This is a genomic window from Pseudomonas sp. PS01298 (assembly GCF_029959745.1).
In the GTDB taxonomy this organism is placed as follows: Bacteria; Pseudomonadota; Gammaproteobacteria; order Pseudomonadales; family Pseudomonadaceae; genus Aquipseudomonas; species Aquipseudomonas aylmerensis.
Genome location: NZ_JASCPP010000001.1, coordinates 151,633 through 170,012 on the forward strand (window position 1 = coordinate 151,633; position 18,380 = coordinate 170,012).

At 62.5% G+C, this 18,380-nt stretch carries 17 protein-coding genes and 1 pseudogene; 7 read left to right on the top strand and 11 right to left on the bottom strand.

Annotation, left to right across the window (positions count from 1 at the left end; genetic code table 11):
• Positions 1-63: 63 nt before the first annotated feature.
• The 3 genes from gmhB to glyQ are packed head-to-tail and all read right to left on the bottom strand — an operon-like array spanning position 64 to position 3,607.
• Positions 64-603, bottom strand: a complete 540-nt coding sequence (gmhB, locus tag QMX97_RS00660; protein ID WP_174245652.1) for a D-glycero-beta-D-manno-heptose 1,7-bisphosphate 7-phosphatase — start codon at positions 601-603, stop codon at positions 64-66.
• The gene (gene glyS / locus QMX97_RS00665; RefSeq protein ID WP_065902707.1) at positions 603-2,657 is read right to left on the bottom strand and encodes a glycine--tRNA ligase subunit beta; all 2,055 of its coding nucleotides are present in this window, start codon (positions 2,655-2,657) and stop codon (positions 603-605) included. The genes gmhB and glyS overlap by 1 nt, the downstream gene beginning before the upstream one ends.
• Positions 2,654-3,607, bottom strand: a complete 954-nt coding sequence (gene glyQ, locus QMX97_RS00670; RefSeq protein ID WP_003187265.1) for a glycine--tRNA ligase subunit alpha — start codon at positions 3,605-3,607, stop codon at positions 2,654-2,656. Before glyQ ends, glyS begins: the two co-directional genes overlap by 4 nt.
• A gap of 81 nt (positions 3,608-3,688) precedes the next feature.
• On the opposite strand from glyQ, the gene tag reads away from it, so the two are divergent.
• Both tag and QMX97_RS00680 read left to right on the top strand, forming a co-directional pair.
• A complete protein-coding gene (tag, locus tag QMX97_RS00675) occupies positions 3,689-4,246 on the top strand; it encodes a DNA-3-methyladenine glycosylase I (protein ID WP_065902709.1) in 558 nt (185 codons plus the stop codon).
• Positions 4,247-4,286: 40 nt separating this feature from the next.
• Complete coding sequence (locus tag QMX97_RS00680) at positions 4,287-5,174, top strand: lysophospholipid acyltransferase (protein ID WP_282395590.1); 888 nt, start codon at positions 4,287-4,289, stop codon at positions 5,172-5,174.
• Between the two features lie 130 nt (positions 5,175-5,304).
• Here the strand turns inward: QMX97_RS00680 and QMX97_RS00685 are convergent, their stop codons facing one another.
• The 5 genes from QMX97_RS00685 to def form a co-directional block, all read right to left on the bottom strand.
• Positions 5,305-5,616: a hypothetical protein gene (locus QMX97_RS00685; protein WP_106805565.1), complete on the bottom strand. Its 312-nt coding sequence runs from the start codon at positions 5,614-5,616 to the stop codon at positions 5,305-5,307.
• A 136-nt stretch (positions 5,617-5,752) separates the two neighbouring features.
• Positions 5,753-7,126 (bottom strand): Trk system potassium transporter TrkA, encoded by a 1,374-nt coding sequence (trkA, locus tag QMX97_RS00690; protein ID WP_065902713.1) that lies wholly within the window; start codon positions 7,124-7,126, stop codon positions 5,753-5,755.
• A gap of 22 nt (positions 7,127-7,148) precedes the next feature.
• Complete coding sequence (rsmB, locus tag QMX97_RS00695) at positions 7,149-8,459, bottom strand: 16S rRNA (cytosine(967)-C(5))-methyltransferase RsmB (RefSeq protein WP_201146228.1); 1,311 nt, start codon at positions 8,457-8,459, stop codon at positions 7,149-7,151.
• On the bottom strand, positions 8,456-9,409 hold the full coding sequence (gene fmt / locus QMX97_RS00700; protein ID WP_282395592.1) for a methionyl-tRNA formyltransferase: 954 nt from the start codon (positions 9,407-9,409) through the stop codon (positions 8,456-8,458). Before fmt ends, rsmB begins: the two co-directional genes overlap by 4 nt.
• Positions 9,410-9,478: 69 nt before the next feature.
• Complete coding sequence (def, locus tag QMX97_RS00705) at positions 9,479-9,985, bottom strand: peptide deformylase (protein WP_053127413.1); 507 nt, start codon at positions 9,983-9,985, stop codon at positions 9,479-9,481.
• Positions 9,986-10,120: 135 nt separating this feature from the next.
• Here def and QMX97_RS00710 point away from each other — a divergent pair, with 135 nt between their 5' ends.
• From QMX97_RS00710 to QMX97_RS00720, 3 genes are all read left to right on the top strand, one after another.
• Positions 10,121-10,897 carry a peptidoglycan-binding protein gene (locus tag QMX97_RS00710; protein ID WP_106805563.1) on the top strand — a complete coding sequence of 259 codons (777 nt, stop codon included), beginning with the start codon at positions 10,121-10,123 and terminating at the stop codon, positions 10,895-10,897.
• A 63-nt stretch (positions 10,898-10,960) separates the two neighbouring features.
• Positions 10,961-12,055 carry a DNA-processing protein DprA gene (gene dprA / locus QMX97_RS00715; RefSeq protein WP_065902719.1) on the top strand — a complete coding sequence of 365 codons (1,095 nt, stop codon included), beginning with the start codon at positions 10,961-10,963 and terminating at the stop codon, positions 12,053-12,055.
• Between the two features lie 54 nt (positions 12,056-12,109).
• Positions 12,110-12,667 (top strand): L-threonylcarbamoyladenylate synthase, encoded by a 558-nt coding sequence (locus QMX97_RS00720; RefSeq protein WP_065902720.1) that lies wholly within the window; start codon positions 12,110-12,112, stop codon positions 12,665-12,667.
• Between the two features lie 67 nt (positions 12,668-12,734).
• Here the strand turns inward: QMX97_RS00720 and QMX97_RS00725 are convergent, their stop codons facing one another.
• Positions 12,735-13,712 (bottom strand): NADPH:quinone reductase, encoded by a 978-nt coding sequence (locus QMX97_RS00725; protein WP_065902722.1) that lies wholly within the window; start codon positions 13,710-13,712, stop codon positions 12,735-12,737.
• Positions 13,713-13,872: 160 nt separating this feature from the next.
• On the opposite strand from QMX97_RS00725, the gene hemF reads away from it, so the two are divergent.
• Both hemF and aroE read left to right on the top strand, forming a co-directional pair.
• Positions 13,873-14,805 carry an oxygen-dependent coproporphyrinogen oxidase gene (gene hemF / locus QMX97_RS00730; RefSeq protein WP_065902724.1) on the top strand — a complete coding sequence of 311 codons (933 nt, stop codon included), beginning with the start codon at positions 13,873-13,875 and terminating at the stop codon, positions 14,803-14,805.
• Positions 14,805-15,623: a shikimate dehydrogenase gene (gene aroE, locus QMX97_RS00735; protein ID WP_065902725.1), complete on the top strand. Its 819-nt coding sequence runs from the start codon at positions 14,805-14,807 to the stop codon at positions 15,621-15,623. The genes hemF and aroE overlap by 1 nt, the downstream gene beginning before the upstream one ends.
• A 126-nt stretch (positions 15,624-15,749) precedes the next feature.
• Here the strand turns inward: aroE and QMX97_RS00740 are convergent, their stop codons facing one another.
• Together QMX97_RS00740 and choX are read right to left on the bottom strand one after the other, a co-directional pair.
• Positions 15,750-17,318 carry a SulP family inorganic anion transporter gene (locus QMX97_RS00740; protein WP_065902726.1) on the bottom strand — a complete coding sequence of 523 codons (1,569 nt, stop codon included), beginning with the start codon at positions 17,316-17,318 and terminating at the stop codon, positions 15,750-15,752.
• Positions 17,319-17,451: 133 nt separating this feature from the next.
• Positions 17,452-18,366: pseudogene (gene choX / locus QMX97_RS00745) on the bottom strand (choline ABC transporter substrate-binding protein).
• Between the last annotated feature and the right edge of the window lie 14 nt (positions 18,367-18,380).

Consider the following 18,380-nt stretch of genomic DNA (forward strand, 5'->3'; position numbering starts at 1 on the left):
GGACAACGCCCGCCTGTTAAAAGCGCACTCCCGAACGGTCCTTGGTCAGGAAGTCGAGGGCGGCTAGTTGTTGATAAGTTCTGCGGCAACCGCCGCCAGATCGTCAAAAATCAAGGTGCCTACCGGCAGGTTTTTCGCCTGGGTCTTTTCGCCTTTCCCGGTCTTAACCAAAACTGGCTGAGAGTCGACGGCTTTGGCCGCCTCCAGGTCACCGAGGCTGTCCCCGACGAACCATAGCCCAGCCAAGGGCACCTTGTAATGTTCTGCAATGGTTTTCAACATGCCAGGCTTGGGTTTGCGGCAATCGCAGCCCTCATCCGGCCCGTGGGGGCAGTACACCACCAGCCCCACCTCACCGCCCTGCTCGGCCACTAACGTGCGCAAGCGCGCGTGCATGGCGTCCAGGGTGGCGATGTCGTAGTAACCGCGGGCGATGCCGGACTGGTTGGTGGCGATGGCCACCGTCCAGCCGGCTTTGCTCAACTGCGCGATGGCCTCGATCGAGCCGGGCAGTGGAATCCACTCCGCCACCGACTTGATGTAAGCGTCGGAGTCGTAATTGATCACCCCGTCCCGATCGAGAATCAGCAGTTTCAACATGATCAGCCCAGTACGGAAATGTCGGCGATATTGATGAACAGGCCACGCAGACGCGCCAGCATGGCGTAGCGGTTTTTGCGTACACCCGCGTCTTCGGCATTGATCATCACTGCTTCGAAGAACGCATCCACCGGCTCACGCAAGGTGGCCAGGCGCGCCAGGGCTTCGGCGTAGTTGCGTTCGGCGATCAGCGGCTTCACCGCGTTCTCTGCCTTGGCAATGGCCGAGTTCAGCGAGAACTCCTTGGCATCGGCAAACAGGCCAGGGTCGACATCGGCGTTGCCCAGGCCTTCGGCCTTGCTCAGCAGGTTCGACACGCGCTTGTTCACGGCGGCCAGGGCATCGGCCTCAGGCAGTTTGCGGAAGGCCTGCACGGCTTGTACGCGTTGGTCGAAGTCCAGCGCCGAACCCGGCTGCAGGGCACGTACCGACAGGTACACCGAGACATCCACGCCTTCGTCTTCGTAACGCGCACGCAGGCGGTCGAACACGAACTCCAGCACTTGCTCGGCCAGGCCGGCTTGCTTGACCTTGCCGCCGAACTGGCCGACCGCGAACACCACGGCCTGGGTCAGGTCGAGGTCCAGCTTCTTGTCGATCAGGATACGCAGCACGCCCAGGGCCGCACGGCGCAGGGCATACGGGTCTTTGCTGCCGGTAGGCAACATGCCGATACCGAAGATACCCACGAGGGTGTCCAGCTTGTCGGCGATCGCCACGGCTGCACCGGTCAGGGTGGTCGGCAGTTCAGCGCCGGCACCGCGCGGCATGTACTGCTCGTTCAACGCCAGAGCGACATCGTCCGGTTCGCCGTCGTTGAGGGCGTAGTAGTAGCCGGCAACACCTTGCATCTCCGGGAACTCGCCGACCATCTCGGTGGCCAGGTCGCACTTGGACAGCAAGCCTGCACGCGCAGCCCAGGCAGCATCCCCACCAATGCGTGGCGCGATGTAGGCGGCCAGCTTGGAGACGCGCACGGCTTTGTCGTAGACGCTGCCGAGTTTTTCCTGGAACACCACGTTTTGCAGGCGCAGGTTGAAGTCTTCGAGCTTCTGCTTCTTGTCTTGCTTGAAGAAGAACTCGGCGTCGGTCAGGCGCGGGCGCACGACTTTCTCGTTACCGGCGATGATCTGTTGTGGGTCCTTGCTCTCGATGTTGGCCACGGTGATAAAGCGCGGCAGCAACTTGCCATCCACGTCCAGCAGGCAGAAGTACTTCTGGTTGTCCTGCATGGTGGTGATCAATGCTTCTTGCGGCACGTCGAGGAAACGCTCTTCGAACGAGCACACCAGCGGCACCGGCCATTCAACCAGCGCGGTCACTTCGTCGAGCAGGCTTGGCGGCACGATGGCGGTGCCTTCCTGCAGGCGGGCCAGCTCTTCGGTGCGCTTGCTGATCAGCTCGCGACGCTCGTTGGCATCGGCCAGCACGTAGGCTGCACGCAAGTCATCGAGGTAGTTGGCTGGCGAGGTGATGCGCACGCTCTGTGGATGGTGGAAGCGGTGGCCACGGGAATCACGGCCGGCCTTCTGGGCAAGGAGCGTGCAGTCGATGACCTGGTCACCGAGCAGCATCACCAGCCATTGGGTCGGACGCACGAACTCTTCCTTGCGCGCGCCCCAGCGCATGCGCTTGGGGATCGGCAGGTCGTTCAGGGAATCTTCCACGATCGTCGGCAACAGGCTGGCCGTTGGCTTGCCCTTGATGACCTGGCTGAAACGCAGTTTCGGGCCGCTCTGATCGATTTCGCTCAGCTCGACGCCACACTTCTTGGCAAAGCCCAGGGCCGCTTGGGTCGGGTTGCCGTCAGCATCGAAAGCGGCCTGGCGCGGTGGGCCGTCCAGGTTGATGTTACGGTCTGGCTGCTGGGTTTCCAGCGCGGTCAGCAATACGGCCAGGCGACGTGGCGCGGCGTAGACTTTTTTCGCTTCAAACTTCAGGCCAGCGCTGTGCAGGCCTTTTTCGATACCGGCCAGGAATGCGTCGGCCAGGGTATTGAGTGCCTTGGGTGGCAGCTCTTCGGTGCCCAGTTCAACCAGGAAATCTTGAGCACTCATTGTGCAGCCTCCAGCTTAGCCAACACTTCATCACGCAAATCCGGGGTAGCCATCGGGAAGCCCAGCTTGGCGCGAGCCAGCAGGTAGGCTTGGGCGACGGAACGCGCCAGGGTGCGCACACGCAGGATGTATTGCTGGCGCGCGGTTACCGAGATGGCACGGCGAGCATCCAGCAGGTTGAAGGTATGGGACGCCTTCAACACCATTTCATAGCTCGGCAACGGCAGCGGCTGGTCGAGTTCGATCAGGCGCTTGGCTTCGCTTTCATAGAAGTCGAACAGTTCGAACAGCTTGTCGACGTTGGCGTGTTCGAAGTTGTAGGTGGACTGCTCCACTTCGTTCTGGTGGAACACGTCGCCGTAGGTGACTTTGCCGAACGGGCCGTCAGCCCACACCAGGTCGTAGACCGAATCCACGCCTTGCAGGTACATGGCCAGGCGCTCGAGACCGTAGGTGATCTCGCCGGTCACCGGGTAGCACTCGATGCCGCCCGCTTGCTGGAAGTAGGTGAACTGGGTCACTTCCATGCCGTTGAGCCAGACTTCCCAGCCCAGGCCCCAGGCGCCGAGTGTTGGCGATTCCCAGTTGTCTTCGACGAAACGGATGTCGTGGACCAGCGGGTCCAGACCGACATGTTTCAACGAGCCCAGGTACAGTTCCTGGAAGTTGTCCGGGTTCGGCTTCAGGACTACCTGGAACTGGTAGTAGTGCTGCAGACGGTTCGGGTTTTCGCCGTAGCGGCCGTCAGTCGGGCGACGACTGGGCTGCACATAAGCGGCGTTCCAGGTTTCCGGGCCGATGGCCCGCAGGAAGGTAGCGGTGTGGAAAGTGCCGGCGCCTACTTCCATATCGTAGGGCTGAAGTACCACACAACCTTGCTCGGCCCAGTATTGCTGGAGGGCGAGGATCAAGTCTTGGAAGGTACGCACGGCTGGCGTAGGCTGGCTCACGAAATTCACCTGTTACTTGGGCTGCGATTTAAAGAGCGGGAGTATACCCGATTCGGCCCTGCCACCACTCCCTGGAGCCTTATGCCACGCTGCTTTTGGTGTTCTGAAGATCCGCTGTACATGGCTTATCACGATCAAGAGTGGGGAACGCCGCTGCGCGATGCGCAGGGTTTGTTCGAGTTGCTTTTGCTCGAAGGGTTCCAGGCGGGCCTGTCCTGGATCACCGTTTTACGCAAACGCGAGCATTATCGAAAGGTCTTGTTCGGCTTTGATGCCCAGCGCCTGGCACAGCTGACCGATGCAGAAATCGAAGCGCTGATGCTCGACCCGGGCATCGTGCGCAATCGCCTCAAGCTCAACGCCACCCGACGCAATGCCGCTGCCTGGCTGGCGCTGGAGGACCCGGTGGAGTTTCTGTGGTCGTTTGTGGGCGGCGTGCCCAAGGTCAATCATTTCAAGGACCGCAGCCAGGTCCCGGCCATTACGCCGGAGGCTGAGGCCATGAGCCGCGCCCTGAAAAAAGCCGGGTTCACCTTCGTCGGCCCGACCATCTGTTACGCGTTCATGCAGGCCTCGGGCATGGTCATGGACCACACTCAGGATTGCGACCGTTACGCGGACTTGGCCAACGCCGGTTAGAATGGCCGCTTTGCGCACCACACACGATCAGGAGTGACCTGTGGAAAAGTTTAAAGGCGCCTTGCTGGTAGGCGCTCTTCGGTTGTTTGCCCTATTGCCCTGGCGCGCGGTTCAAGCGGTCGGCACGGCGATTGGCTGGATCATGTGGAAGACCCCCAACCGCTCTCGCGACACGGTGCGGATCAACCTCTCCAAATGCTTCCCCGAGATGGACCCGGTCGAGCGCGAACGCATGGTCGGTCGCAGCTTGATGGACATCGGCAAGTCGCTGACCGAAAGCGCCTGCGCCTGGATCTGGCCGGCCCAGCGCTCCATCGACCTGGTGCGCGAAGTCGAAGGCCTGGAAGTGCTGCATGAAGCCCTGGCCTCGGGCAAGGGCGTGGTCGGTATCACCAGCCACCTGGGCAACTGGGAGGTGTTGAACCACTTCTATTGCAGCCAGTGCAAACCGATCATCTTTTACCGTCCGCCCAAGCTCAAGGCCGTGGACGAATTGCTGCGCAAACAGCGCGTGCAATTGGGTAACCGCGTGGCGGCCTCCACCAAGGAAGGCATCCTCAGTGTGATCAAGGAAGTGCGCAAAGGCGGCCAGGTGGGCATCCCTGCCGACCCGGAGCCGGCGGAGTCGGCCGGCATCTTCGTACCGTTTTTCGCCACCCAGGCCCTGACCAGCAAGTTCGTGCCGAACATGTTGGCGGGCCACAAGGCCGTCGGCGTATTCCTGCATGCCCTGCGGCTGCCGGACGGCTCGGGTTACAAGGTGATCTTGGAAGCGGCGCCGGAAGACATGTACAGCACCGACACTGCCACCTCCTGCGCGGCGATGAGCAAGGTGGTGGAGCGTTATGTCGGCGCCTACCCGAGCCAGTACATGTGGAGCATGAAGCGCTTCAAGAAACGCCCGCCGGGCGAGGCGCGGTGGTATTGATGTACCTCGATCTGTAGACCCATGCAGATCTAGTGTGGGAGCTGGCTTGCCTGCGATGGCATCACCTCGGTGTAACTGAAGGACCGAGTTGCCTGCATCGCAGGCAAGCCAGCTCCCACAAGAGTCTCTTTCAGGCCTGGCGATCAAGTTTCTTCAGGAACACCGTCATCTCTTTCTCGGCCTGTTTATCGCCATGCGCCAGGGCCGCTTCGATCCCCTTCTCCCACGCCAGCCGCGCTGCGGCACTGTCACCGTTGGCCTGATGGGCCTTGCCCAACAGCTTCCACGCCGCCGAATACTTCGGGTCAAACTCGACGCACTTATGCAGATGCTCCGCCGCCTTGGCGTTGTCCTTCAAGTCCAGATACCCCTTGCCCAAGCCAAAGCGTAGCAATGAGTTATCCACACCCTTGGCGAGCATTTTTTCCAGGGATTCGAGCATGGCTGTGCATCCTTTAGCTAGGTCGGGTTTTCAATAACGCCCTCGCGGGCAAACCCGCTTCCATAGCAGGAAAGCGATCTCCTGTGGGAGCGGGCTTGCCCGCGATGAGGGCGGCAGGATCAGCTGAATATGCTGATCAGAAAAAGCTCAGCCCCACGTGGAACAACTTCTCCACATCACGGATATGTTTCTTGTCCACCAGGAACAGGATCACATGGTCACCCGTGGCGATCACCGTGTCGTCGTGGGCAATGATCACTTCTTCGTCGCGAATGATCGCACCAATGGTGGTACCCGGCGGCAGGCCGATATCGCGGATGGCCTTGCCGATCACCTTGCTCGATTTCGCATCGCCGTGGGCAATCGCCTCGATGGCTTCCGCCGCGCCACGGCGCAGGGAGTGCACGCTGACGATATCGCCACGGCGCACGTGGGCAAGCAAGGTGCCGATGGTCGCCAGCTGCGGGCTGATGGCGATGTCGATATCGCCGCCCTGGATCAGGTCGACATAGGCCGGGTTGTTGATGATGGTCATCACCTTCTTGGCGCCCAATCGCTTGGCCAGCAAGGACGACATGATGTTGGCCTCGTCATCGTTGGTCAGCGCCAGGAAGATATCGGCGTCGGCGATGTTCTCCTCCATCAGCAGGTCACGGTCCGAGGCGCTGCCTTGGAGGACGACGGTGCTGTCGAGGGTGTCGGACAAATGCCGGCAGCGTGCAGGATTCATCTCGATGATCTTGACCTGATAGCGGCTCTCGATGGCTTCGGCCAGGCGCTCGCCAATCTGCCCGCCACCGGCGATGACGATGCGTTTGTAGGTCTCGTCCAGCCGGCGCATTTCGCTCATCACCGCACGAATATTGGCTTTGGCAGCGATGAAAAATACTTCGTCGTCGGCCTCGATCACGGTGTCGCCCTGGGGCAGGATCGGTCGGTCGCGTCGGAAAATCGCCGCCACGCGGGTTTCCACATTCGGCATGTGTTCGCGCAGCTGGCGCAATTGCTGGCCCACCAACGGACCGCCGTAGTAGGCCTTCACCGCCACCAGTTGGGCCTTGCCCTCGGCGAAGTCGATCACCTGCAAGGCCCCGGGGATTTCGATCAGGCGCTTGATGTAGTGGGTCACCACCTGTTCCGGGCTGATCAGCACGTCCACTGGAATCGCGTCGTTGTCGAAAAGCCCGGCACGGGTCAGGTAAGCCGCCTCACGCACGCGGGCGATTTTGGTCGGCGTGTGGAACAGGGTGTGGGCGACCTGGCAGGCGACCATATTGGTCTCGTCGCTGTTGGTCACCGCCACCAGCATGTCGGCGTCGTCGGCACCGGCCTGGCGCAGTACCGTCGGAAATGACGCGCGGCCCTGCACGGTACGGATGTCCAGGCGGTCGCCAAGGTTGCGCAGGCGTTCGGCATCGGTGTCGACCACAGTGATGTCGTTGGCTTCACTGGCCAAATGCTCGGCCAGCGTGCCACCGACCTGCCCTGCCCCAAGGATGATGATTTTCATCCGGTCACTCCCTTAAACCCATTCAGCCGCGTGCGGCGGCAATCTTGATCAGTTTGGCGTAATAGAAGCCGTCGTGTCCGCCTTCCTGTGCAAGCAATTGGCGACCATGGGGCTGCTTGATGCCGGCGGCCGTGGCGAGATCGAGCTCACGCGCACCGCTGGTGCGGGCGAGGAAGGCTTGGATCACCTCGGTGTTTTCGGTGGGCAAGGTCGAGCAGGTGGCGTAGAGCAGGATGCCGCCGACTTCAAGGGTCGGCCACAGTGCGTCGAGCAACTCGCCTTGCAGCACGGCCAGGGCGGCGATGTCGTCGGGTTGGCGGGTCAGCTTGATGTCCGGGTGGCGACGGATCACACCGGTGGCGGAACAGGGGGCGTCGAGCAGGATGCGCTGGAACGGCTTGCCATCCCACCAGGTGGCGGTGTCGCGGCCGTCGGCGGCGATCAGCTCGGCACTCAGGCCCAGGCGTGCGAGGTTTTCCCGCACGCGCACCAGGCGCTTGGCTTCCAGGTCGACGGCGACCACACCGGCGAGGTCTTTTTCGACCTCAAGAATGTGACAGGTCTTGCCGCCAGGCGCGCAGCAGGCGTCCAGCACCCGCTGGCCGGGGGCCAGGTCGAGCAGGTCGGCGGCCAGTTGCGCGGCTTCGTCCTGCACGCTGATCCAGCCTTCGGCAAAGCCCGGCAGGCTGCGCACATCGGTGGCGGCGTCGAGCACAATGCCGTCGACGCTGTACACGCAGGCAGTAGCGCCAATGCCCGCGTCCGCCAGCAGTTGCAGGTAGCTGTCCCGGTGGTGATGGCGACGGTTGACCCGCAGGATCATCGGCGGGTGTGCATTGTTGGCCGCGCAAATGGCTTCCCATTGCTCGGGCCAGAAGGCTTTCAGGGACTTTTGCAGCCAGCGCGGGTGGGCGGTGCGCACCACCGGGTCATGCTCCAGCTCGGCCAGCAGCGCTTCGCTTTCACGCTGGGCGCGGCGCAGCACGGCATTGAGCAGCGCCTTGGCCCAGGGCTTTTTCAGTTTATCGGCGCAACCGACGGTTTCGCCGATGGCCGCGTGGGCCGGCACACGGGTGTAGAGCAACTGGTAGAGGCCCACCAGCAGCAATGCTTCGACATCGGCATCCGCCGCCTTGAAGGGCTTTTGCAGCAGCTTGGCCGCCAGCGCCGACAAGCGCGGCTGCCAGCGTGCAGTGCCGAAGGCCAGGTCCTGGGTGAAGCCACGGTCGCGGTCGTCGACCTTATCCAGTTGCGTGGGCAACGAACTGTTCAGCGAAGCCTTGCCGTTGAGGACGGCGGCGAGAGCCTTGGCGGCGGCCAGACGCGGATTCATTGCGCGACCACCCCGAGAAGCGTGCCCAGGGCAAATTTCTCACGACGGCTGTTGAACAAATCGCTGAAATTAAGCGCCTTGCCCCCGGGCAATTGCAGACGGGTCAGGCACAGCGCCTGCTCACCACAGGCGACCAGCAGGCCGTCCTTGCTGGCGCCGATGATTTCACCGGGAGCACCTTTACCGTCGGCCAGGGTGGCGGCTAATACCTTCAGGGCTTCGCCATTGAGGCTGCTGTGGCAGATCGGCCACGGGTTGAACGCGCGCACCAGGCGCTCCAGCTCCACGGCCGGGCGGTTCCAGTCGATGCGCGCCTCGTCCTTGTTCAGCTTGTGGGCGTAGGTGGCCAGGCTGTCGTCCTGCACTTCGCCTTCCAGGGTACCGGCGGCGAGCCCGGCGATGGCCTGGATCACGGCAGGCGGGCCCAGTTCGGCCAGGCGGTCGTGCAGGCTGCCGCCAGTGTCTGCGGCGGTGATCGGGGTGGTGACTTTGAGCAGCATCGGACCGGTGTCCAGGCCAGCCTCCATGCGCATCACGGTGACGCCGCTTTCACGGTCACCGGCTTCCACGGCGCGTTGGATCGGCGCCGCACCGCGCCAGCGCGGCAGCAGCGACGCATGGCTGTTGATGCAACCCAGGCGTGGGATATCCAGCACCGCTTGCGGCAGGATCAGGCCATAAGCGACCACGACCAGCAAGTCCGGCTGCAGCGCGGCCAGTTCGGCCTGGGCCTCGGCATTGCGCAGGGTCGGCGGTTGCAGCACAGGAATGTTGTGCTCGAGCGCCAGTTGCTTGACCGGGCTCGGCATCAGTTTTTGCCCGCGACCGGCCGGGCGATCCGGCTGGGTGTACACCGCGACGATGTCATAGGGGCTGGCAAGCAGCGCCTTGAGGTGTTCGGCGGCGAATTCGGGGGTGCCGGCAAAAACAATGCGCAATGGCTCGGTCATGGGAGGTCTCGGTTAAAAGCAGTCACAAAAGAAAAAGGCTTGCCGCAGCAAGCCTTTGGAAGAAGGGCATCAAGCTTGCTGGCGATGCTTTTTTTCCAGCTTCTTCTTGATCCGGTCACGTTTGAGCGTGGACAGGTAATCGACAAACAGCTTGCCGTTGAGGTGGTCGCATTCGTGCTGGATGCAGACTGCCAGCAGGCCTTCGGCGATCAGCTCGAACGGCTTGCCGTCGCGGTCCAGGGCCTTGATCTTCACGCGCAGCGGGCGTTCGACGTTCTCGTAGAACTCCGGCACCGACAGGCAGCCTTCCTGGTATTCGCCCATCTCGTCGGTCAGCGGTTCGAACTCGGGATTGATGTACACCCTCGGTTCGCTGCGGTCTTCCGACAGGTCCATGACCACGACGCGCTGATGCACGTTGACCTGGGTCGCGGCGAGGCCGATGCCCGGGGCTTCATACATTGTTTCAAACATGTCATCGACCAACTGACGAACCTTGTCGTCCACTACGGCCACCGGTTTGGCGATCGTGCGCAGGCGCGAGTCGGGGAATTCGAGGATGTTCAAAATAGCCATAAGCGTAATTGCTGCACATGTGAGGTAGAGGCAAATCGGCGTTGGGATGGACCCAGACAGCCGGTGTGAAAGGCTCGCAAGCCGCGAAGGCTATGGCATTTCACGCGAACGCACATAATAAAGGAGATTCACCCCATGAGGAAATCGCTACTCGTCTTGCTGCTGTGGGCCCCGCTTGCCATGGCCCTGCTTCCTGCACCCGTCCAGCGCCTGGATCCGCCGGCCTATCAGGCCATCCAGCGCTTTTTGTTGCACAACCGCATTCTTGATTCGCCCACCGACCTGGACACCGCGCCCTACATTGTCGCCGCCGGCAACGGCCGGGTATTGGGCGCCCATGACGAGCACGTGCATGCCCGGGGCGTCCTGGACCCTGCCCAGCCGGGTTATGCAATCGTGCGACGCGGCAAGGCTTACACCGATCCGCACACCCAGGAGCTGCTGGGTATCAACGCGGATGACATCGGCACCGCACAATTTGTAACCGCAGGTGATCTCACCACCCTCGCCGTGCATCGGGTCACCCAGGAGGTCCGGCCTGGCGATCGCTTGCTGCGCGTCCAACCTGCCATCGATCCGGCCAACTTTGGCGCATCCCGGTCGGCGCCGTTCATTGCGGGACAGATCATCGATATCCCCAGGGGCGTGACCCAGATCGGCGTGCTGGATGCCGTCACCCTGAACAAAGGCCGCCGTGACGGTGTGGTCGAAGGCCAACTGCTGACATTGATCAAGGCCGGCGCGACCGTGCGCGACACCCTGACTGGCGCACCGGTCACGCTACCGGACGAACGCGCCGGCACGCTGTTGGTGTTTCGCACCTATGAAAAGCTCAGTTATGGCCTGGTGCTCAGTGCTTCCCGACCCCTGGCCGTAATGGATCGTTTCGAGAGTGCTGATCAAACGCAATAAATAGCCTGCTAAATAAGTTACCAACAGAGTTATCCACAGCTTGTTCCGGTCAAGGATGATCAGATGTATCCGATAAACAGCAGTGAAATATCCCCTTCAGAACTGGAAGCCCGACTACGCTTGCACAGGCTGCCGGAGGTGGGCCCGAAGCGTTTCCGCTTATTGATCGAGGCATTCGGCTCGGCCTCAAAGGCTATCAGCGCGCCGGCCAGTGCCTGGCGTTCCCTGGGTTTGCCAGCCATCAGCGCCGAGGCTCGGCGCAGTCACGAGATCCGCGACGGTGCCAGCCGGGCATTGGGCTGGCTTGAGCACCCGGCCCAGCATTTGCTGATGTGGGACCAGCCGGACTACCCCGCCTTGCTTGCCCAGATCGACGATGCGCCGCCGCTTTTATTCGTCGCAGGCGACCCCGGGATCCTGGAAAAACCGCAGTTGGCGATGGTCGGCAGTCGCCGGGCATCACGCCCAGGGATGGACACCGCCGCTGCCTTTTCCCGCAGCCTGGCAAGCGCCGGTTTTGTCATCACCAGTGGCCTGGCGTTGGGCATCGACGGTGCGGCTCATCAAGCGGCATTGGACGTCGGCGGCCAGACCATCGGCGTGCTCGGCACGGGGCTGGAAAATTTTTATCCACAGCGCCATAAACGCCTGGCAGAAGCGATGATTGCCCATGGCAGCGCAGTGGTTTCCGAGTTTGCGCTGGATGCCGCGCCCCATGCGGCCAACTTTCCACGACGCAACCGAATCATCAGCGGGCTGTCCCTGGGCGTGCTGGTGGTGGAAGCCAGCATCGCCAGCGGCTCATTGATTACGGCGAAACTGGCGGCTGAACAGGGGCGTGAGGTGTATGCGATTCCGGGCTCTATCCATCATCCCGGCGCCAAGGGCTGCCACCAGTTGATCCGCGACGGCGCGGTACTGGTGGAAACCATCGAGCACATTCTGGAAGGGTTGCGCGGCTGGCAGGCGTTGTCTCGCCCGGTGCCGATACCGGTGGTGCATCCGCTGGTGGCGCTGCTGCACGCGGCGCCTCACACCAGTGAGGGGTTGGCGATTGCCAGCGGGCGTCCGTTGTCCCAGGTGTTGGCGACCCTGACGGAACTGGAGCTGGAAGGCCAGGTGATCTGCGAAAGCGGGCGCTGGCTTGCGCGCTGCTAGGTTTTGTAACGAAGATCGGTAAACTGCGCAGAGCTTTAGTCCGGAGAGTGAGCAATGGTCAACAGGTGGCGTGTGCTGGAAACCGCACGAGAAATTCGCGCAGGCGCGGTGATCGCCTACCCAACCGAGGCGGTGTGGGGCTTGGGCTGCGATCCGTGGAATGAAGAGGCAGTCGACCGTCTGCTCGCGATCAAGAACCGCTCGGTAGACAAGGGCCTGATCCTGGTGGCGGACAACATTCGCCAGTTCGATTTTCTCTTCGAAGACTTCCCGCAGGACTGGATCGACCGCATGGCCAGCACTTGGCCGGGGCCGAACACCTGGCTGGTGCCCCACCAGGATCTGTTGCCGGAATGGGTGACCGGGATGCACGACACCGTCGCGTTGCGCGTCACCGACCACCCACTGGTGCGGGACCTGTGTTCGCTGGTCGGGCCGTTGATTTCGACGTCGGCCAATCCTCAAGGCCGTCCTGCCGCGCGCACGCGAATTCGCGTGGAGCAGTACTTCCGCGGCCAGGTGGACCTGGTATTGGGCGGCGCCCTGGGTGGGCGCAAGAACCCGAGCCTGATTCGAAACCTGGCAACCGGTGAGGTGGTGCGGCCGTCCTGAGGGCGCATCGTGCCCATCGCCGGCAGGCCCGCTTTAGCCGGCTTGCTGGCGATGGCACCCTCAAGCCTTACGGCAGCAGAATGGTCGACCCGGTGGTGCGACGCCCCGACAGCTCCGTCTGCGCCTTGGCCGCATCCGCCAGCGCAAACCGCTGATTGATATCAATGCGCACCTTGCCGCTCTTGATCATCGAAAACAGGTCGTCAGCCATGGCCTGCAAGTCTTTCGGGTTGCTGGCGTAGGTCGCCAGGGTCGGGCGGGTCACGTACAGCGAGCCCTTGGCTGCCAGAATCCCCAGGTTCACCCCGTCCACCGCGCCTGACGCGTTACCGAAGCTCACCACCAGGCCGCGTGGTGCCACGCTGTCCAAAGAGGTCAGCCAAGTGTCCTTGCCGACGCCGTCGTACACCACCGGGACCTTTTTGCCGTCGGTCAATTCCAGGACGCGCTGTGCGACGTTTTCCTTGCTGTAGTCGATGGTTTCCCAGGCACCGAGGGATTTGGCCAACGCGGCTTTTTCCGGCGAGCTGACCGTACCGATCAGCTTGACGCCCAGCGCCTTGGCCCATTGGCAGGCCAGGGAGCCCACGCCACCGGCAGCGGCGTGGAACAGGATGGTCTCGCCACCCTTGAGCTCATAGGTCTGGCGCAGCAGGTATTGCACGGTCAGGCCCTTGAGCATGGCGCCGGCGGCTTGTTCGAAGCTGATGTCGTCCGGCAGGTGCACCAGGTTGGCGGCGGGCAGCACGTGCAATTCGCTGTAGGCGCCCAGCGGGCCGCTGCCATAGGCCACGCGGTCGCCGACCTTGAACTGGCTGACTTCACTGCCGACCGCATCGACCACGCCGGCGCCTTCCGCGCCGAGCCCCGATGGCAGGGCCGGCGGCGCGTAGAGCCCACTGCGAAAATAGGTGTCGATGAAGTTCAGGCCGATGGCCTCGTTACGCACGCGAACCTGCTGCGGGCCCGGCTCTGCCGGCGTGTAGTCCACATACTCAAGCACTTCGGGGCCGCCATGGGCGCTGAACTGGATACGTTTGGCCATCTGCACTTCTCCTGAGGTCTATTTCGCGTAGCCCACTATCCCACTCCTAAGCTTGACCTTCGTCAACTGCGGCGACACAGGGTGCAGTGGTATCCTGTGCGCCCATTTGCCGCCGACGCCCAATGGCCTCGCGTAGCTTTGCCCGATTCAAGGTGATGCCATGACTACCCGCACCGAGGCTGTAAAGGCCTACCTGCTTGACCTGCAAGACCGCATTTGCAGCGCCCTGGAAACCTTCGAGACGGACACTCGCTTCATCGAAGACGCCTGGACCCGGCCTGCCGGCGGCGGCGGGCGCACCCGTGTGATCGAAAACGGGTCGGTGATCGAAAAAGGCGGCGTTAACTTTTCCCACGTGTTCGGTAGCGGCCTCCCACCGTCCGCCAGCGCGCATCGCCCCGAGCTGGCCGGTCGCGGGTTTGAAGCCCTGGGCGTGTCGCTGGTGATCCACCCGCACAACCCGCATGTGCCGACTTCCCACGCCAACGTGCGTTTTTTCATCGCTGAAAAAGACGGCGAAGAGCCGGTGTGGTGGTTCGGTGGCGGCTTCGACCTCACGCCCTACTACGGCAACGAAGAAGACTGCATCCACTGGCACCGTGTGGCCGAGCAGGCCTGTGCGCCGTTCGGTGCAGAGGTCTACTCGCGCTATAAGGCCTGGTGCGACAGCTACTTCCACATCAAGCATCGCAACGAGCCCCGGGGTATCGGCGGGCTGTTCTTCGATGACCTGAACGAGTGGGACTTCGACACCTGCTTCGCCTTCATCCGCGCGATCGGCGACGCCTACATCGACGCTTACCTGCCCATCGTGCAGCGCCGCAAAGCCATGGCCTACACCGAGCAGCAGCGCGAATTCCAGGAGTTTCGCCGCGGCCGCTACGTTGAGTTCAACCTGGTCTACGACCGCGGCACCCTGTTCGGACTGCAGTCGGGCGGGCGTACCGAGTCGATCCTGATGTCGCTGCCGCCGCAAGTGCGCTGGAGCTACGACTGGAAAGCCGCAGCCGGCAGCGAAGAAGCACGCCTCACTGACTACTTCCTGCAAGACCGCGACTGGCTTGGCGTGGCTGCGCCCAAGGCGGCCGTCTGATGGATCGTTATGTGGTATTCGGCAACCCTATCGGCCACAGCAAGTCGCCGCTGATTCACCGGATGTTCGCCGAGCAGACCGGCGAGCACCTGGACTACAGCACCCTGCTGGCGCCGCTGGAGGATTTTACCGCCTGCGCCCGTGAGTTTTTTCAGCAGGGCCGTGGTGCCAACGTCACCGTGCCGTTCAAGGAAGACGCCTACCGCCTGGCCAATACCTTGACCGAACGCGCCCAACGCGCCGGTGCTGTGAACACCCTGAGCAAACTGGCCGACGGCACCTTGCTCGGCGATAACACCGACGGCGCCGGCCTGGTGCGCGACCTGACGGTCAACGCCGGGTTAAGCCTGCAGGGCAAACGCATTCTGTTGCTGGGTGCCGGTGGTGCGGTGCGCGGCGCGCTGGAGCCGTTGCTGGCCGAGCGGCCCGCCTCACTGATCATCGCCAACCGCACGGTGGAAAAAGCCGAATTGCTCGCCGAGCTGTTCGACGATCTGGGCCCGGTGTCCGCCAGTGGTTTCGATTGGCTGCGTGAGCCGGTGGACGTGATCATCAACGCCACGTCCGCCAGCCTGTCAGGCGATGTACCGCCGATTGCCGGCAGCCTGATCGAACCGGGCAAGACGTTCTGCTACGACATGATGTACGCCAAGGAACCGACCGCGTTCTGTCGCTGGGCTACTGAGCAAGGTGCCGCCGTGGCGATGGATGGCCTGGGCATGCTGGTGGAACAGGCCGCGGAAGCGTTCTTCCTGTGGCGCGGCGTGCGCCCGGAGTCGGCCCCGGTTTTAGCTGAGCTGCGGCGGCAGCTGGCCTGAAGCTATCTGATGTGGGCATGGCCAATGTGGAAGCTGGCTTGCCTGCGATAGCGGTGGGTCAGCCACACACCTGGCACTGATACACCGCAACCGCAGGCAAGCCAGCTTCCACAGGTTTAACCGCGTTCAGTCTTCGAAATGGATGGGGCATTTATCCGCCCCTTCCAGCTTTTTCAACTCTTCCACCACCTGCGGCCTGGCCCGGCGCAACGTCAGGCTACGCCCCAACCCCCGCAACCGCCGCGCTTCCTGGTGCAGCATCTCGACGCCGGAATAGTCGATAAAGTTGATCTGCTGCGCCTCGATCACCACCCGCTCGCCCGAAAGGCTTTGCAGGCGCACTTGCAGGTAATGGCTGGCGCCGAAAAAGATCGAGCCGCCCACGCGCAACACATCTTCATCTCCGTCGCGCCACTGCTGGACCCTCGGTTGCGACGTGCGCTTGAGGTAGAAAAACAGCGAGGCCAGCACCCCCGCGTAGATCGCCGTTTGCAGCTCCAGCAACAACGTGGCGACGCACGTCAGGCTCATCACCACGAACTCGGCGCGGCTGACCCGGAACAATGCGCGAATGCCGCGTTGGTCAACCAGGCCCCAGCAAATCAGCAAGATGCTGGCGGCCATGCTCGGGATCGGAATATGCGCGATCAGCGCCGCACCAAACAGTGCGAAGAGCGCGACCCAGAGGGCAGAAAACACCCCGGCCAAGGGTGAGCAGGCACCGGCCTCGTAGCTGAGGCCGGAGCGGGTAAAGGAACCGGCTGACAGATAGCCGGAGAAAAATCCGCCAACAATATTGGATAAACCCTGCGCGCGAACTTCCTGGTTCGCATCGAGCAATTGTTGCGAGCGCGCCGACAGCGAGCGGGCAATCGACAGGCTGGTCACCAGCCCCAGCATGCCCACTGCAACGGCGCTGGGCAGCAGGCGCAGGATCATGTCCAGGTCCATCGGCAACGGGCTGAACGGTGGCAGCTTGCCGATAAACGAACTGACCAGCGCCACATGCCCGAACATCGCCGGCCATACCCAGGCGGCCAGGCTGCCAAGGGCCAGCGCGATCAGCAGTGTCGGCCAGCGCGGCACCAGCACTTTGAGCAACGCACCCACCAGCAACGTGCCTAAACCGAGGCCCAAGGAAGCGTGGTCCCACTCGCCGCCATGGTCGATCAGCGCCAGCAGGCTGTTGATCGCTGTGGCCTGGCTGGGCAAATCCAGCCCGAGCAGATTAGGCAATTGCCCCAGTGCGATCACCACGGCGGCGCCGAGGGTGAAACCCAGCACCACCGAATGCGAGACGAAATTCACCAGCGCGCCGAAGCGCAACATGCCCAGCAGCCACTGGAACACCCCGGCGAGGAAGGTCAGCAGCAGGATCAAGGTGATGTAGTCCTGTGATCCGGGCACGGCCAACGGGCTGACGCTGGCGTAGAGCACAATGGAAATGGCCGCCGTGGGGCCGCAGATCAGGTGCCAGGACGAGCCCCAGAGGCAGGCGATCAGCACCGGGATGATGGCGGCGTACAGGCCGTATTCGGGTGGGAGACCGGCAATCAGCGCGTAGGCAATCGACTGCGGCAAGGCGAGCACGGCACCGCTGAGGCCGACCATCGCGTCGCGGCCGACACTGGCGCGGGTCTGGCGCGGGAGCCAGGCGAGGAAGGGGAAGAGTGATTGGCGGGTGGGCCGGGGCATCGGGCTGCTCGAAATACTGTAGGAGCTGGCGGGCCAGCGAAGGTGGGTAACGATAACGCGGGTTGTGTGAAAAAACGCGGCGTTTTCGAGTGCTTCGCCGGCAAGCCGGCTCCTACAGGGGGTGGTGTTGCCTTCAGAGTTTGGCTTTTACGGCGGCCAGTGCATCCTGGCCATCCACGGTTTTCACGCCGTCCAGCCACTTGTCCAATACCGCCGGGTTAGCCTTGATCCACGCCTTCGCCGCATCGGCATTGCTGACTTTGTTGTTGGCCACCTGCGCCATGATCGCGTTCTCCATGTCCTGGGTGAAACTCAGGTTGGTCAGCAGTTTTCCGACATTCGGGCAGGCTTGTGCATAACCCTTGCGGGTCAAGGTGTACACGCTGCCGGTGTCACCGAAGTACTTTTCGCCACCCTTGAGGTAATGCATTTTCAACTGCACGTTCATCGGGTGCGGCGTCCAGCCGAGGAAGGTCACGAACTTCTGTTTCTTCACTGCCCGCGACACCTCGGCAAGCATCGCCTGTTCGCTGGATTCCACCAGCTTCCACTGGCCAAGGTCGAAGTCATTTTTCTTGATGATCTCCTGCAGCGAGATATTCGCCGGCGCGCCGGAGCCGATGCCGTAGATCTTCTTGTCGAACTTGTCGGCAAATTTGTTCAGGTCGGCGAAGTCATGTACCCCGGCGTCCCACACATAGTCCGGTACGGCGAGGGTGAACTCGGTGCCGTCGAGGTTTTTCGCCAGTTGCACCACATCGCCATTGGCCACGAACTTGTCGTAGAAGCCCTGTTGCGCCGGCATCCAGTTGCCGAGGAACACATCCACCTAGCCATCCTTGAGCCCGCCAAAGGTGATCGGCACCGCCAGGGTGTCGACCTTGGCCTTGTAGCCCATGCCGCTCAACAGGAAACCGGTGATGGCATTGGTCGCGGCAATGTCGCTCCAGCCTGGATCGGCCATCTTCACCGTCTCACAACCGGTGTCGGCGTACACGTTGGCGCAGCTCAACGCCAGCATGCCCAGCACCACAGTCAATTTTTGCATGGCCTTCCCTCTGT